At 36.8% G+C, this 13,630-nt stretch carries 8 protein-coding genes, 2 tRNA genes and 1 pseudogene; 7 read left to right on the top strand and 4 right to left on the bottom strand.

Annotated features, from left to right (window positions below; translation table 11 throughout):
* Position 1 precedes the first annotated feature (1 nt).
* The 4 genes from Q3Y49_RS02700 (at position 2) to thrC (ending at position 5,586) form a co-directional block, all read left to right on the top strand.
* Entirely contained in the window at positions 2 to 427 is a 426-nt protein-coding gene (locus Q3Y49_RS02700; RefSeq protein WP_303270696.1) for a lipocalin-like domain-containing protein, read from the top strand.
* A gap of 435 nt (positions 428 to 862) precedes the next feature.
* Positions 863 to 3,346 (top strand): bifunctional aspartate kinase/homoserine dehydrogenase I, encoded by a 2,484-nt coding sequence (gene thrA / locus Q3Y49_RS02695; RefSeq protein WP_303270695.1) that lies wholly within the window; start codon positions 863 to 865, stop codon positions 3,344 to 3,346.
* A 33-nt stretch (positions 3,347 to 3,379) separates the two neighbouring features.
* Positions 3,380 to 4,312, top strand: a complete 933-nt coding sequence (locus tag Q3Y49_RS02690) for a homoserine kinase (RefSeq protein WP_303270694.1) — start codon at positions 3,380 to 3,382, stop codon at positions 4,310 to 4,312.
* Positions 4,309 to 5,586: a threonine synthase gene (gene thrC, locus Q3Y49_RS02685; protein WP_303270693.1), complete on the top strand. Its 1,278-nt coding sequence runs from the start codon at positions 4,309 to 4,311 to the stop codon at positions 5,584 to 5,586. The genes Q3Y49_RS02690 and thrC overlap by 4 nt, the downstream gene beginning before the upstream one ends.
* A 9-nt stretch (positions 5,587 to 5,595) precedes the next feature.
* Here thrC and Q3Y49_RS18705 read toward each other — a convergent pair.
* The 3 genes and pseudogenes from Q3Y49_RS18705 to Q3Y49_RS02670 form a co-directional block, all read right to left on the bottom strand.
* Positions 5,596 to 5,727 (bottom strand): annotated as a pseudogene (locus Q3Y49_RS18705) (GIY-YIG nuclease family protein); the annotation flags it as partial.
* Positions 5,728 to 5,908: 181 nt separating this feature from the next.
* Positions 5,909 to 5,986 (bottom strand) — tRNA-Val (locus Q3Y49_RS02675).
* Positions 5,987 to 6,005: 19 nt separating this feature from the next.
* A tRNA-OTHER gene (locus tag Q3Y49_RS02670) sits at positions 6,006 to 6,079 on the bottom strand.
* Between the two features lie 229 nt (positions 6,080 to 6,308).
* On the opposite strand from Q3Y49_RS02670, the gene Q3Y49_RS02665 reads away from it, so the two are divergent.
* Both Q3Y49_RS02665 and Q3Y49_RS02660 read left to right on the top strand, forming a co-directional pair.
* Positions 6,309 to 8,798, top strand: a complete 2,490-nt coding sequence (locus Q3Y49_RS02665; protein ID WP_303270692.1) for an AsmA-like C-terminal region-containing protein — start codon at positions 6,309 to 6,311, stop codon at positions 8,796 to 8,798.
* Positions 8,773 to 9,834, top strand: a complete 1,062-nt coding sequence (locus Q3Y49_RS02660) for a WD40/YVTN/BNR-like repeat-containing protein (RefSeq protein WP_303270691.1) — start codon at positions 8,773 to 8,775, stop codon at positions 9,832 to 9,834. The genes Q3Y49_RS02665 and Q3Y49_RS02660 overlap by 26 nt, the downstream gene beginning before the upstream one ends.
* A gap of 205 nt (positions 9,835 to 10,039) precedes the next feature.
* On the opposite strand, the gene Q3Y49_RS02655 is transcribed toward Q3Y49_RS02660, so the two are convergent.
* On the bottom strand, positions 10,040 to 11,353 hold the full coding sequence (locus Q3Y49_RS02655; RefSeq protein ID WP_367892469.1) for a UDP-N-acetylmuramoyl-tripeptide--D-alanyl-D-alanine ligase: 1,314 nt from the start codon (positions 11,351 to 11,353) through the stop codon (positions 10,040 to 10,042).
* Between the two features lie 87 nt (positions 11,354 to 11,440).
* On the opposite strand from Q3Y49_RS02655, the gene Q3Y49_RS02650 reads away from it, so the two are divergent.
* Positions 11,441 to 13,621 (top strand): T9SS type A sorting domain-containing protein, encoded by a 2,181-nt coding sequence (locus Q3Y49_RS02650; protein WP_303270690.1) that lies wholly within the window; start codon positions 11,441 to 11,443, stop codon positions 13,619 to 13,621.
* The last annotated feature ends 9 nt before the right edge of the window (positions 13,622 to 13,630 follow it).

Genomic DNA, 13,630 nt, shown 5'->3' with positions numbered 1-13,630 from the left:
CATGAAAAGATTATTAAATTATATGATGTTCATAGGGATAGCCAGTTTGGCTATCTCCTGTGCTGAACCGGAAGAGCCATCTGCTGGTCAGAAAGTAATTGGAAACTGGTCGGTAGTGGAATACTACGTTCAAGGCCAAGATTTTAATGAAGGTGACCTAATCGAACATTTGATTATCGAGCGCGATGGTAAATTCATCCTAGAAGATGGAAATGGGGTTTTAACAGTAGGAACCTGGTCAGCTGACAATTCGGCTTTGACTTTAACTCCTGCAGAGGGTGAAGCAATAGTTTTAAATATTGTAACACTTACTTATTCAAAGGGCCACTTTGTCCAGAATTTAAGCAGCCCTATTTTGGGAGATGTTGAGATCAGATATCTTTTGGATAATGAAGGTGAAGGAGATTACTCTGGATCTGGAAATTGATAAACATAGTATTTTTATTTCAAACCCTGACAGGCATTGCTTGTCAGGGTTTTTTTATGAATTTTGACTAACAAATTTTGATTCTTCATTTTAAATCAATATGCTTGTTTTATCAAAGTCAAAATGAAGTCGATAAATCAAACATATCAGTTCCAAGAAGATGCAATTGCCCAATTGTATAATGGAATGATTATGACTTCATTTATTTTTACTACCACTACAATTACAACCCCATTGCGGGGTTAAGAATATCATATCGCCATAAGGCATGTTTTGCCGTAATTTCCAATCAATTGATGCAGTAGGTCAGACGAAAGTCAGACCGATAATGGACTGGCATTATCGGAGAATAGCGTTTAGATGGTTTTAACCGTCAAACCGCAGAGCAATTTGGGACAATTGATTCTACCAAATCATTAATCAAAACTAATAAAAATGAAAATATTAAAATTCGGAGGTACTTCCCTGGGAAGCCCTGAAAAAATAAAGAAAGTAAAAGCCATAGTGGCTAGTAAATCTCAAAATGACCAATTGATCATAGTCCTCTCTGCTTTTAGTGGGGTCACTAATCAGCTACATGAATGCAGCCAAATGGCCGAAAAAGGAGACGAAAGCTATAAAGCTCAACTCGATGCATTAATTAATCGCCACCTCGAAGCAGTTCAAGATTTATTAGGCGCTAAAGCGCAAAGCGGAATTATGGCTAAAGTGAGGTTGGTCCTTAATGAAATAGAAGATATTCTCAAAGGCGTTTTCTTAATTCAAGAGTTGTCCAGCAAAACTTTAGATAGAGTGCTCGGCTCCGGAGAGGTTTTGTCTGCACTGATACTCAATGAATTTTTCTTTCAGGAAGGAATGAAAAGCAACTTGATCAATCCACAAGAATTTATTGTGACCGATAGTGAATTTGGCAAGGCAAATGTTGATATGTCCGTTACAGAAGAGAAGGTAAAAACTTATTTAACAGATCAAAAAGCTAATGTTTTGGTTTGTCCCGGTTTTGTAAGTAAAGACTTATATGGCAATAGCACCACTTTAGGGAGAGGTGGCTCAGATTATACTGCAGCTTTAATAGCGGCAGCTATGGATGCACCTGAGTTAGAAATCTGGACAGATGTAAGCGGGATGATGACGGCCAATCCAAAATATGTAAAGCAGGCCTTTGCGATTCCTCAGATAGATTATGAGGAGGCAATGGAATTGACTCATTTCGGTGCCAAAGTGCTTTATCCGCCTTCTGTTCATCCAGTCTATAAAAAAGGGATTCCGATTTTCATAAAAAATACATTTGATCCAAATGCAGAAGGTACTAAAATTCATTATTTCCCTGAACCAGATGCTCAGTCAATTAAAGGGATTTCCTGTATTGAAAATATTGCGCTCTTCAATTTGTCTGGAAGCAGTATGGTTGGAATCCCGTATTTTTCACACCGCTTGTTTGAAGCTTTGGCTCAAGCTAGAGTCAGTGTGATCCTTATCACTCAGGCTTCGTCAGAGCATAGTATTTGTGTGGCTATAGATTTGGAAGACGTAGAGAAAACGAAAACTGCTATAGAAAAAGCTTTTTCTTTAGAATTTAAACAGGAAATGCTGAATCCGCTTCACGTTGAAACTGATTTGGCTATAGTGGCTTTAGTAAGCTCGCAAATGAAAAATCACATAGGGCTGAGCGGCAAAATGTTTAGTGTACTAGGGCAAAATGGAATTAATATAAAAGCCATAGCACAAGGGTCTTCAGAGAAGAATATTTCTGCTGTTATAGAAAAGAAGCAGATCAAAAAAGCCCTTAATACTTTACATGAAAGTTTCTTTTTGTCTGATCTCAAAAGAATTAATTTGTTTATCGTAGGGACTGGAAATGTTGGTAAAACCTTGATTGATCAATTAAATCAGCAGGCTGAATATTTGCAGGAGCACAATCAAATCGACTTAAGAATCAGTGGTATTGCAAACTCTCGTAAGATGCTTTTTGACCTCAATGGGATCTCTTTTGAAAATGCAGTGGATACCCTAATGGAAAAGGGCAAGGAGATGAATTTGGATCATTTTCTAAACGAGATGAAGGAGCTAAACTTGAGGAATAGCATTTTCATTGATAATACAGCACATGAAGGAGTGGCTAATACCTATGGAGGTATTTTGGAAAGTAGCATTTCTGTGGTGACTCCCAATAAAATTGCATGTACTGGGAAGTATCAAGAGTATAAAAATCTGAAAAACTTAGCGTTAAGATTTAGAAGTCATTTTCGATTTGAAACCAATGTTGGGGCAGGGCTACCAGTGATCAACACTTTAAGTGATTTGATGAAAAGTGGGGATGAAGTGTTGGGGATTCAGGCTGTTTTATCTGGAAGTCTGAACTTCATTTTTAATAATTATACAGGGGAGGGTGATTCCTTTGCTGATGTAGTAAAAGAAGCGCAAGAACAGGGTTTTACAGAGCCTGATCCGAGGATAGATCTGAGTGGAGTTGATGTAAAACGAAAGATTTTAATCTTGTTGAGAGAAAGTGGTTTTGAAATGGAACTGGAAGATATTGATACCATTCCTTTTATTCCTGAAAAGAGCATGCAAGCCGAAAATGTTGAAAGTTTCTTTGATGCTATCGCTCAGGAAGAAGCGCATTTCAAAAAATTGGTAGAGGAAGCAAATGAAGAAGGTAAGAAGCTGAAATACGTTGCCACTTTTGAGAATGGAAAAGCTAATACAGGTTTGGAGAAGGTGGCCTCTGATAGCCCTTTATTCAATCTGGAAGGGAAAGATAATATAGTGCTCTTCCATACGAAACGATATCCTGAACAACCCTTGGTAATTAAAGGGGCTGGTGCGGGTGCAGCTGTAACTGCTTCTGGTATTTTTGGAGATATTATTCGGATAGCGAATGAATTAAGGTGCTATTCTCATGCGGTCAGACGATAGTCAGACTGAAAATAAACCAAAATGTCGAACAAGATGAAAAAAATAAAAGTATTTGCTCCTGCTACTATCGCCAATGTTGGTCCTGGTTATGATATCATAGGATTAGCATTGGAAGGTGTGGGAGAATATCTAGAAATGGAGCTGCTGGATTCTGATGAAATTATAATTCATCCAATTCCCAATTATCCCGATTTACCTTTAAGCCCTGAAGAGAATATTGCGGGCATAGTGGCGAAAGCTATGCTCAATCAATTAGAAGTAAAACTTGGTTTGAGTATTAGAATTGAAAAGGAAGTGAAGCAGGGGAGCGGATTGGGCTCCAGTGGCTGTACAGCTGCTGCTACTGCATTTGCCGTTAATGAATTAATGGACAACCCTTTTTCTACTTTGGAACTGGTAGCGTTTGCCATGATAGGAGAGAAAGCAACTTCCGGTAAAGCCCATGCAGATAATGTTGCAGCAGCTTTAATGGGTGGCTTTTGTATCATCAAAAGTTACAACCCACTGGAAATATTAAGTATCCCTTTTCCAAAAGATTTACAAATAGTAGTGGCTCATCCGCAGATTGAAGTAAAAACGGCTGATTCTAAGAAAATTTTGAAAAAGGAGATGGCGCTGCCGGATGTAATTACTCAAATGGGGAATATTGCCGCTTTGATTGCTGGTATGACAACTTCTAATTACGACTGGATAAAGTCCGGAATGCATGATTTAATAGCCGAACCAATTCGCTCCTACCTTATCCCAGGATTTGCGCAAGCCAAATCGCTGGCGATTGAGGCTGGTGCCTTAGGTTGCAGTATATCCGGTTCAGGCCCCTCTATTTTTGCTTTTTGTGAAAATGAGCATCAAGCTAAAGAAATTGGGGATGCTTGGAAGCAATTTTATGCGGATTTGGAAATTGATTCCAAAATCTATTTATCCAAAATAAATCCAAGAGGAACATTTAAAGTCGTATCAGAATGAAATATTATAGCACTAAAAATAAAACCTTGCGGAAAAGCTTCCGGGAAGCTTTAATGGAAGGTTTACCAGCTGATAATGGTCTATACATGCCTGAGTTTATCCCCCAATTATCGAAAGATTATTTCGATAATATTCAGGAAAAAAACATTCTTGAAATCGCTTTTGATGTTTTAAAACCATTTGTGAGGGAGGATTTGAAAGATGATCAATTGAAAAATATCATCCATAAGACCTTTTCCTTTGATTTTCCGGTGAAAAAAATTGAGGAGAATAACTATGCGCTTGAATTATTTCATGGGCCAAGTTATGCTTTTAAAGATGTAGGTGCCACTTTTTTAGCTTTGTGCTTAGAGGAGTTTTACAAAGTAGCAGAAGAGAAGTGCACTATTTTGGTGGCAACCTCTGGTGATACAGGAGGCGCAGTGGCTTCTGCTTTTTCTAAAGTGAAAAATATTGAAGTGGTGATTTTATACCCTTCTGGAAAGGTGAGCGATTTGCAGGAAAAGCAACTAACCACATTCGATAAAAATGTGAAAGCATTAGAAGTGGAAGGGGATTTTGATGATTGCCAGCAATTAGTGAAGCAAGCTTTTTTGGATAGTGATTTAAGGAGAAAACTCAATATCAGTTCTGCCAATTCCATCAATGTGGGCCGCTTTCTACCTCAAATGGTCTATTATTTTGTTCCATTTATAGAATTCGGAAATGCACCTTTGAATTTTGCTGTCCCTAGTGGGAACTACGGGAACCTTACTGCTGGTCTGATTGCGCAGAAAATGGGTTTGCCTGTCAGGCAATTTGTGGCAGGAGCCAATAGTAATGATGTAGTCCCACGGTTTTTACGAGATGGGTATTACGACCCTAGACCTACAGTTCAAACGATTTCCAATGCAATGGACGTAGGGAACCCCAGTAATTTTCAGCGGATGATTGATTTATTCCCCGAGGAGGAAATAAGAGAAGAGATCAAGGGTTTTGCTTTTTCAGATGAAGTAACACTGAAAGCGATGAAAACTGTTTATCGAGAACATGACTATTTATTAGATCCTCATGGAGCAGTGGGATATTTGGCTTTAAAAGAATATTTGAAGGCATCAAAAGGAAAAAGTATTGTATTAGAAACAGCGCACCCTTGCAAATTTATGCATGTGGTCAGCAAAATAGTAAGTGAAGATATCTATCCTGCAGGAGCTAAAGAGTTAATACAGAAAGAGAAGAAAAGTGTGAAAATGGAGGTTGATTATGATGGGTTTAAGGGGTTTTTGTTGGGCTAAGTATGCAATTTACTTCTTGATTAAAGTCTCCACTCTTTTTCTATTTTTCCAGTTTTTGACTTGAAGTTCTCGATTCTGAGCTTTGGTTTTAGAAGAGTATTCTTCATTATAGACCAATTTCCAATCATCTGTTTTTCCAGTAAATCCTTTGTGATTAGAGTTCTATTTTCTAATTTTTTCGGTAAGTTCATCACAGGTGTGGCCGTAGTAATATTTATCTAGGGATGGGGAGAAGATGATGTAGAAATTGCACATAACGGATGAGTTTATAAATGCTATAAATGTAAAAAAGCCTCCCGAAATCAATCGAAAGGCTTCTTAGTGGTGGGGATAGTAGGATTCGAACCTACGACCCCCTGCTTGTAAGGCAGGTGCTCTAAACCAACTGAGCTATATCCCCATTTATATCAAAAATCAGTTGATAGTTCGGATTCGAACCTGCGACCCTCCCGACTTTGTGAGTCGGGATGCTCTAAACCAACTGAGCTATATCCCCATTAAATTTTATTTCTTTTGTAATAATTCACAACCTTTTGTTGTGTTTTGGGAATGCAAATGTAGTACGGCTTTTTATATTTACAAATTGATTTTGTAAAATAATTCAACTTTTTTTCAATAGGAGATTTATATTTCTGAAAATCAAATGGTTATATGTTTAAAAAATTTAATTTGGATTTATACCGCTTATTCACAATTTTCGTTCAACAAACAAAAGCAATACTTTGAAGCGTATCAGAAAGTTTATTCTTTACCTTTTTCTATTTTTTATTCTGCTCTTTGCTGGGGGCTCTGCTTATTTGTATTATAATCAAGACCAATTAATCGATAAAATCTTATCCGAAATCAATAAATCAGTCCAGACTCCGGTGGAAGTGGGAAAAATCGATATCAATTGGTGGACTGATTTTCCTAATATCTCATTGCGCTTTCAAGATGTTTTTATAGAAGAATCCATAGAAAGGAGTAGCTTGCCCTTAGCTAAGCTGGAGGAACTAGCTTTATCCTTTAATACATTGGATTTCTTAAAAGGAGACTATTCTTTTGAAAAGATCATCTTAAAAAGAGGGGAGGTCACAATAAGAACCACCCGTGCTGGAGAAAGAAATTATGACATTATTAAAACTACTGAGAGCAGCTCAGGTCAAGATGTCAATTTCAATCTGAAAAACATACAGATTCAATCGGTGCAGGTTAATTATGTAGATGAAGCCCTTGAACAATCCTATTTGCAATATGCAGAGGAGCTAAAAGCTAGTTTAATTAAGAAAGGAGATGCATATCATATCAATGCATCGGGAAAGCTCAATTCTAAAGCCATCAAAATTGGGGAATATAGTTATTTCGAGAATAAAAACTTGAATATTAAGACTGAACTGAACTATAGACAAGGTGCCGAAACGGTAGAGATTATGCCTTCTCAACTATTATTGGCTGGAAATGAATTTCAAATTGCAGGAGATTATGAGATTCTGGATAGCTATATGGACATTCAAGTTCAGGGGGTTGAATCTGATTTCACGACCTTAATTTCTCTGTTGCCCGAAAATTATCGAAAGCAACTGGCGGAATATGAAAGTACAGGAAAGGCTAAATTTGAGGGTACTTTAATCGGTAAATTAACTGCTAAAGAAAGTCCTAAAATTGTTTTCAATTTTGGAGTGGAAAATGCGTCTCTATTTCAACCAGAATACAATACTAGATTTGAAAATTTAAGCTTTCAGGGGAATTTCAGTAATGGATCCAGCCAAAGTTTAAGAACTTCTCAATTGGTTTTAAATGATGTAAAAGGAAGTTTGAAAAACAAAGCCTTCACAGCTGATTTAAGCATAAAAGATTTTGAAAATTACCTTATTAGCTTAGCTACTGAAGGTCAAATTTCCACTCAAGATTTATTCACTTTCTTTCCCAATCATGAAAAATATTCAAAATTGGAGGGATTGATTGATTTCGATATTAGTTTGGCTGGCTATTTAGATGACTTCAAGCAAGCTTCTACTGCTTCTCGTATCAATAATTCTGGAGAAATAATCTTGACAAATCTGGCAGGAGTTTATGCTGATTATCCTTTACCAATCAAAGGTGTCAATGGCCAATTGATGTTTAATAGAAATGATGTGGCTATCAACCATTTGCAAGGTAGTATTGGAGACTCTGATATGGAATTGAGTGGTTTTTTTCTGAATATTATTCCCTATTTGCTGAAAGATAATCAGTCCTTATTGATTGAGGCTGAGACTGTAAGTGAAAATATCAACCTAAATGAATTGCTTTCAGGTTTATCAAATGCAGAAAATACCATTGAGAAGCAGGAAGAATCATTCAAATTTGCTTTAAGTCCAAAGTTAAAATTGGATTTGACATCTCATATCTCAAAATTGGAGTTTAAGCGCTTTCAAGCCAGAAATATTTCGGGTAAGATTAAATTGGCTAATCAAATTTTGGAAGCACCTCAATTGGGTTTAGAAAGTGGGGGTGGGAAAATGACCTTAAGAGGAAGTGTAAATGCTAAAAAAGAAAGGGAAATACGGATAAATACACAAGCAACTTTCAAAGGATTAAATATTGATAGCATTTTTTACACTTTTGAAAATTTTCAGCAGGATTTCCTTACAGACCAACACCTAAAGGGAAAAATAGATGCTGATGTGGATGCTTTTATATTATTGGATGAGGGATTGAATTTCCAATCTGATGCTTTTACCGCTACTATAGATGCCAAAATAGAAAATGGGGAATTAAATGATTTCGAACCTATGTTGAGCTTGTCGGATTATGTTAAGGAAGACGAGCTGACTCATTTGAACTTTGGTGAATTGAGTAACACGATCCAAATTAGAAACAAGGTGATTTACTTGCCTGAAATGTCTATTCAATCCAATGTGTCTAATATTCTCCTGCAAGGTACCCATACTTTTAATCAGGAAATTAATTATAGATTATTAGTACCTTTAAAGAATTATAAAAAAGAAGATAGTGATGCAGCTTTTGGTGCCATTGAAGACAGTGGAGAGTATTCGAACCTATATTTGAAGATAATTGGCACAACTGACGATTTTGAGGTAAGTTGGGATAAAAAGCGCTCTTTACAGTCAGTAGCAGAGAGAATAAGAGAAGAAGGTCAAACCTTAAAGAAAATTATTAAGGGAGAAAAACTCCCCGATAAAGATAAAAAAGAAGCAGAATTAAATGAAGAGGAATACTTTGATTGGTAGAAAATTTTTCAACAATAGTGTGTTGATCCTTGGATTGTTTTTAGTGGTGTCATGCGGGAAGAAAGCAGTCATTCCTAAAGTTGCAACAGTAGATCCGAAAACCGATGCTTTGATTATTGGTTTGCAGTCTTTTAATGACTCGATTGTGTGGGCAAGTGGAACCTATTCCACTCTCATGAAAAGTACTAATGCTGGAGCAGATTGGGAGATATTTACTTATCCTGCGGTGGACAGCTTACAGTTTAGAGATGTTCATCCGATTAGTGATAAAGAAGCTATTGTGTTGAGCGCTGGCGAGGGCAAGTTAAGCCAAGTATTTTATTTCCATGAAGAATCAGGATGGGGAAGGGTTTTTCAGATGAATCATGAGTTGGGTTTCATTGATGCGGTTCAATTTTGGGAAAATGGACAAGGATTGGTATATGGTGATGCGATTGATTCATTGGCATATATTCTCAAAACCACTGATTTCGGCAGGAGCTGGAACAGAATTCCTACAGCACCACTCGCTAATGAAGGTGAAGGGGGATTTGCTTCGAGCGGCAGTAATATCTTAATGGGTGAAGAGGGGAAAGCTTGGATTGCCACGGGCGCAAACGGAAGTGCTAGAGTTTTTTATACAGCTGATTATGGTAGAAGCTGGGAGGTGAAAAATACGCCCATGACCACTGGTGAGTTTGCAGGCTTAACGGCTATCAAGAAATCGAAAGGTAAATTATGGATTACAGGTGGTGATTTAGGAATTTCCGATAGCGTTTTGGAGAATGTTTATTTTTCGGATGATAATGGAGGGAACTGGAAGGCTCTTCCTTCACATCAAACACTAGGTTCGTTCTACGGTATGGCGGTCACTAATTATTTAGATAATGAATACGTATTGCTGTGTGGTCCAAATGGAGCTGAAATCTGGTTAGGAGATCAAGAGAAGTGGCAAATTTTAAGTGAAGAAGATATTTGGACGGCTACTTTTATTGATAGTCGAACGGCCCTGATGGCCGGCAGAGATGGAAAAATGTGGAAGGTGAAATTGGAGTAGGTTTTTAGCGGTTACAGAATTTTAATCAAAGATTAAATTTTATAGACCCCTTTCTTCACAGGGGTGGCGTTTTAATCTAATTTCGTGCTTTATTCTAGTATTTACTTGCTCATCGCCTTGTCCAGTGCGTCATACCTGCGTAACCTGTCCTGCACTTTAGTCGGGAGACAGGTATCCATTGGTATTGAAACCCCGTTTCATTACCCTACTTCCCATCAAACTTCACTAGGAATGGGACAATTTCCTCTAAAGCATTTTTTCTTGATCCTTTAATGAGAATTGTACTTCCTTTTTTTAAGGGTTTGTTCTTTAAATGCTCAATCAACTCATCTTTGGTTTCAAAATACTTTCCAAAAGTATCTAGCTTGGACGCTGATTTTATAAGCTTTCCGCAATAATATCTTTTACTAATGCCTAAATCAACAGTCAATTCACCTAGTTTTTCATGCTCTAATTCGGAAGATTCACCTAATTCAAACATATCTCCCAAAATAACCACTGATTCTGTATTTTCTATAGCGCTCAAGCTTTTGATGGATAATTCCATAGAATCAGGATTAGCATTATAAGCATCCAAGAGAATGGTGTAATTATTTGTTTTTATCATCTGTGAACGCATATTTTCAGGCATGTACCCTTGGGTAGCCTCAATGGCTTTTTCCATAGAAACTTCGAAATATTTCCCCACGCATAATGCCGCAGCAACATTAAGATAATTGAATTGACCCACTAAATGAGTATCAATATGGCTAAATCCTTCTGTAGAGTATCTTAAAAATGCAGTGCCTTTTTCAGGACGTAGTTCTAGATCATCACCTTCATTTGGAAAAGTAAACGCATTAGAAAAGCGTTTTTTCATATTCTTCAATACAGCATCTTGGGTATTGATAAATGGCACCCCATCATTTTTTTTAAGGAAATCAAATAGTTCACTTTTCCCGATTATGATGTTTTCAAAACCTCCGAATTCTCCTATATGTGCTTTCCCAATATTTGTAATTAAACCGTGAGTCGGTTGGGCCATTTTACAATAGGAAGCAATTTCACCTACGTGATTAGCCCCCATTTCAATAATAGCTATTTCATGTGTTTTGTTTACTGCTAGCAAGCTTAATGGCACTCCGATGTGATTGTTTAAATTCCCTTCAGTTGCAAAAACCTTAAATTTTTTTTCTAAAACCGCAAGAATCAATTCTTTGGATGTCGTTTTTCCGTTTGAGCCCGTAATGCCAATAATAGGAATGGTCAGTTGCTCACGGTGATGAGTTGCCACAAGCTGTAATGTTTTTAAAGTATCGTCCACCAAAATATTATTCTCATCAGCAGTGTGGAATTCATTTTCATCTACCACTACGGCTAAAGCGCCTTCATCAAGTGCTTTTTGGGCGAACTTATTTCCATTGAAATTGGGTCCTTTCAAGGCAAAGAAAAGATTTCCTTCCTCTAGCTCACGGGTGTCTGTGCAAATGCCAGTGCTTTTTAAGAATATTTCGTATAGCTTTTCTATTTGAGTCATCATTCAATAGGTTTACACAAATCTATAAAATTGTAAAAGCTTCTAATTGTTTTATAATAGAAAAAATATAAAGTACGTTAAATTTGTGAGATGCGTAATTGGCTGTTTATTTTTCTTTTCTTTTTATCATATATGGGTTATGCTCAGTATCGATTTGTACCCTATCAGGATATTCCTATAGGCCATCCTAATGAAACTGTAAAGACTTTCCCGTGGGCTGGTGGTCTTAATGGTGTACAATACGGGAAAATTGATTTAAATAATGATAATGTTATTGATGTCGTTGGATTTGACAGGAGTTCTGGAAGAATTGTCTGCTTTCTCAAAAGTGGAAACGAATATGAATATGCTCCGCAATATGAGAAGTTTTTTCCATCTGAAATTCAAAACTTCTTTATCTTGAATGATTACGATGGAGATGGAAAAAACGACCTTTTCACGGCTGGAAATTTAGGGATTACGGCCTATCGAAATGTGAGCTCCGGAAATTCTTTGCAATGGGAAAGAGTTGTTGATTTTATTAGTTATGAAAGCCTTTCGGGAAATGAGGTTAATCTTCAAGTGAATTTTAATGATTATCCATATATAGGCGATATTGATAAGGATGGAGATATAGACATTTTAAACTTTAATTTTTCAGGCATTCAAAGCCGAATTATTTTTTATGAAAATAAAAGCGCTGATAATGGTGGAAACCCTGACTTAGGTCCATTTGAATTGGTTGATAATTATTGGGGCAGCGTGGAGGATTGTGATTGCGGTGTTTTTGCATTCAATGGAGAAAACTGTGAGGATATTTTCGGTAGGATGATGAGCAATGCTAGGCATGCAGGGGGGAAGAGCCTTGTAGTTTTTGATTTTAAGGAAGATGGAAAGCTAGAATTAGTTTCTAGTCATGAAGAGTGTCGTGAACTTTATTACTTCAATAACGAGGCTTCAGCTAATCAAGAACCGAATTTTGATAGTTTTACAGCTGATTTTCCAAATCAAGATGATCCTGCGCAGTTCAACTTCTATCCGAATACCATGGTCATGGATCTTCTGGACGGTGTTCAGGAAGAATTAATCATTAGTCCGAATATTGAAGCAAATTTGGGAAGCCCAGTAGATTTTTCTTCTTCAAATTGGCTCTATCAAAAATCAGGAAGTGAATATGAATTGCTTACAAAAGAATTTTTACAAGAAGATATGATTGACTGGGGAGCTCAGGCTAGCCCTGCACTCTACGATTATGATCAGGATGGCGATTTAGATTTGTTTTTGTCATATACTGATTTAAGTGCGAATAAGGAATTATTCAGTGCTATTGCATTATATGAAAATACTGGAACTTCACAAAATCCTGTTTTTGAATTGATTAAAGATGATTATCTCGGTTTGTCTCAAGAAGGTTTAGCTAATATGTTTATTCAATGGACAGACGTGGATTTAGATGGCAGAAAGGATTTGATATTGCAAGCAACTCTTCAAAACAATAATCAATTACGCATCATTTTTCAAGAAGCATCCGGTATGGATTTAAATTCTACTATTTCTGTGAACGATGTATTTATTGGATTCGGTTTTTCTGTGCATTTTGCCAATATAGTGGGTGACGATCATCCTGATTTGCTGGTAGGAAAATCTTCTGGAGGATTAATATTGTATGAAAATACGGGAGAGGGGAGAAATCCGCAATTTCAAATGAAAGATGATGGATTTTTAGGTATAGGAGATGATTTCTTTCGTTCCGCACTGCGAGTTCATGTGGCAGATGTTGATAGTGATAGTCAAGCGGACTTAGTGACATCCGATTTAAGTGGAAATATTAGGGTGTTTTCTGATTTAGCAACTAATGATGGAGCATTTGATTCTTTAAGTATCTATAATTCTCTTGAGCAGAGTTTTGAAGACACATATTTTGGGAAGAGAAATAATTTGGTTTTTGCTCCGCTTTTCAATGATGATTATCCTGCATTAGTTTTAGGTACAGTATCAGGAGGAATCAGGATTTTTAGAAATACTGAGGAATTTCCTGTTCAAAGTGGAGAGGAATTGGTTTTTCAGCTATATCCCAATCCTAATCAAAGCGGAAAACTGTTTATTAGAACCAATCAAAATATTTCAATTTCCATTGCCACTTTAAACGGTCAAAAGGTATTAACAGCACAATCCTACCAAGCTTTTTCCAATCAAGCTATTGACGTTTCAGACTTAGAAGGCGGTATTTATATTGTAAGTGCTGTTTTTGAGAATGGAGAGCGAGTGAGTAGAAAAGTGGTTTTGTATTAAATTACGAAT

The sequence above is a fragment of the Marivirga harenae genome, from assembly GCF_030534335.1.
GTDB lineage: Bacteria > Bacteroidota > Bacteroidia > Cytophagales > Cyclobacteriaceae > Marivirga > Marivirga harenae.
This window is presented reverse-complemented; position numbering and strand designations above follow the sequence as displayed.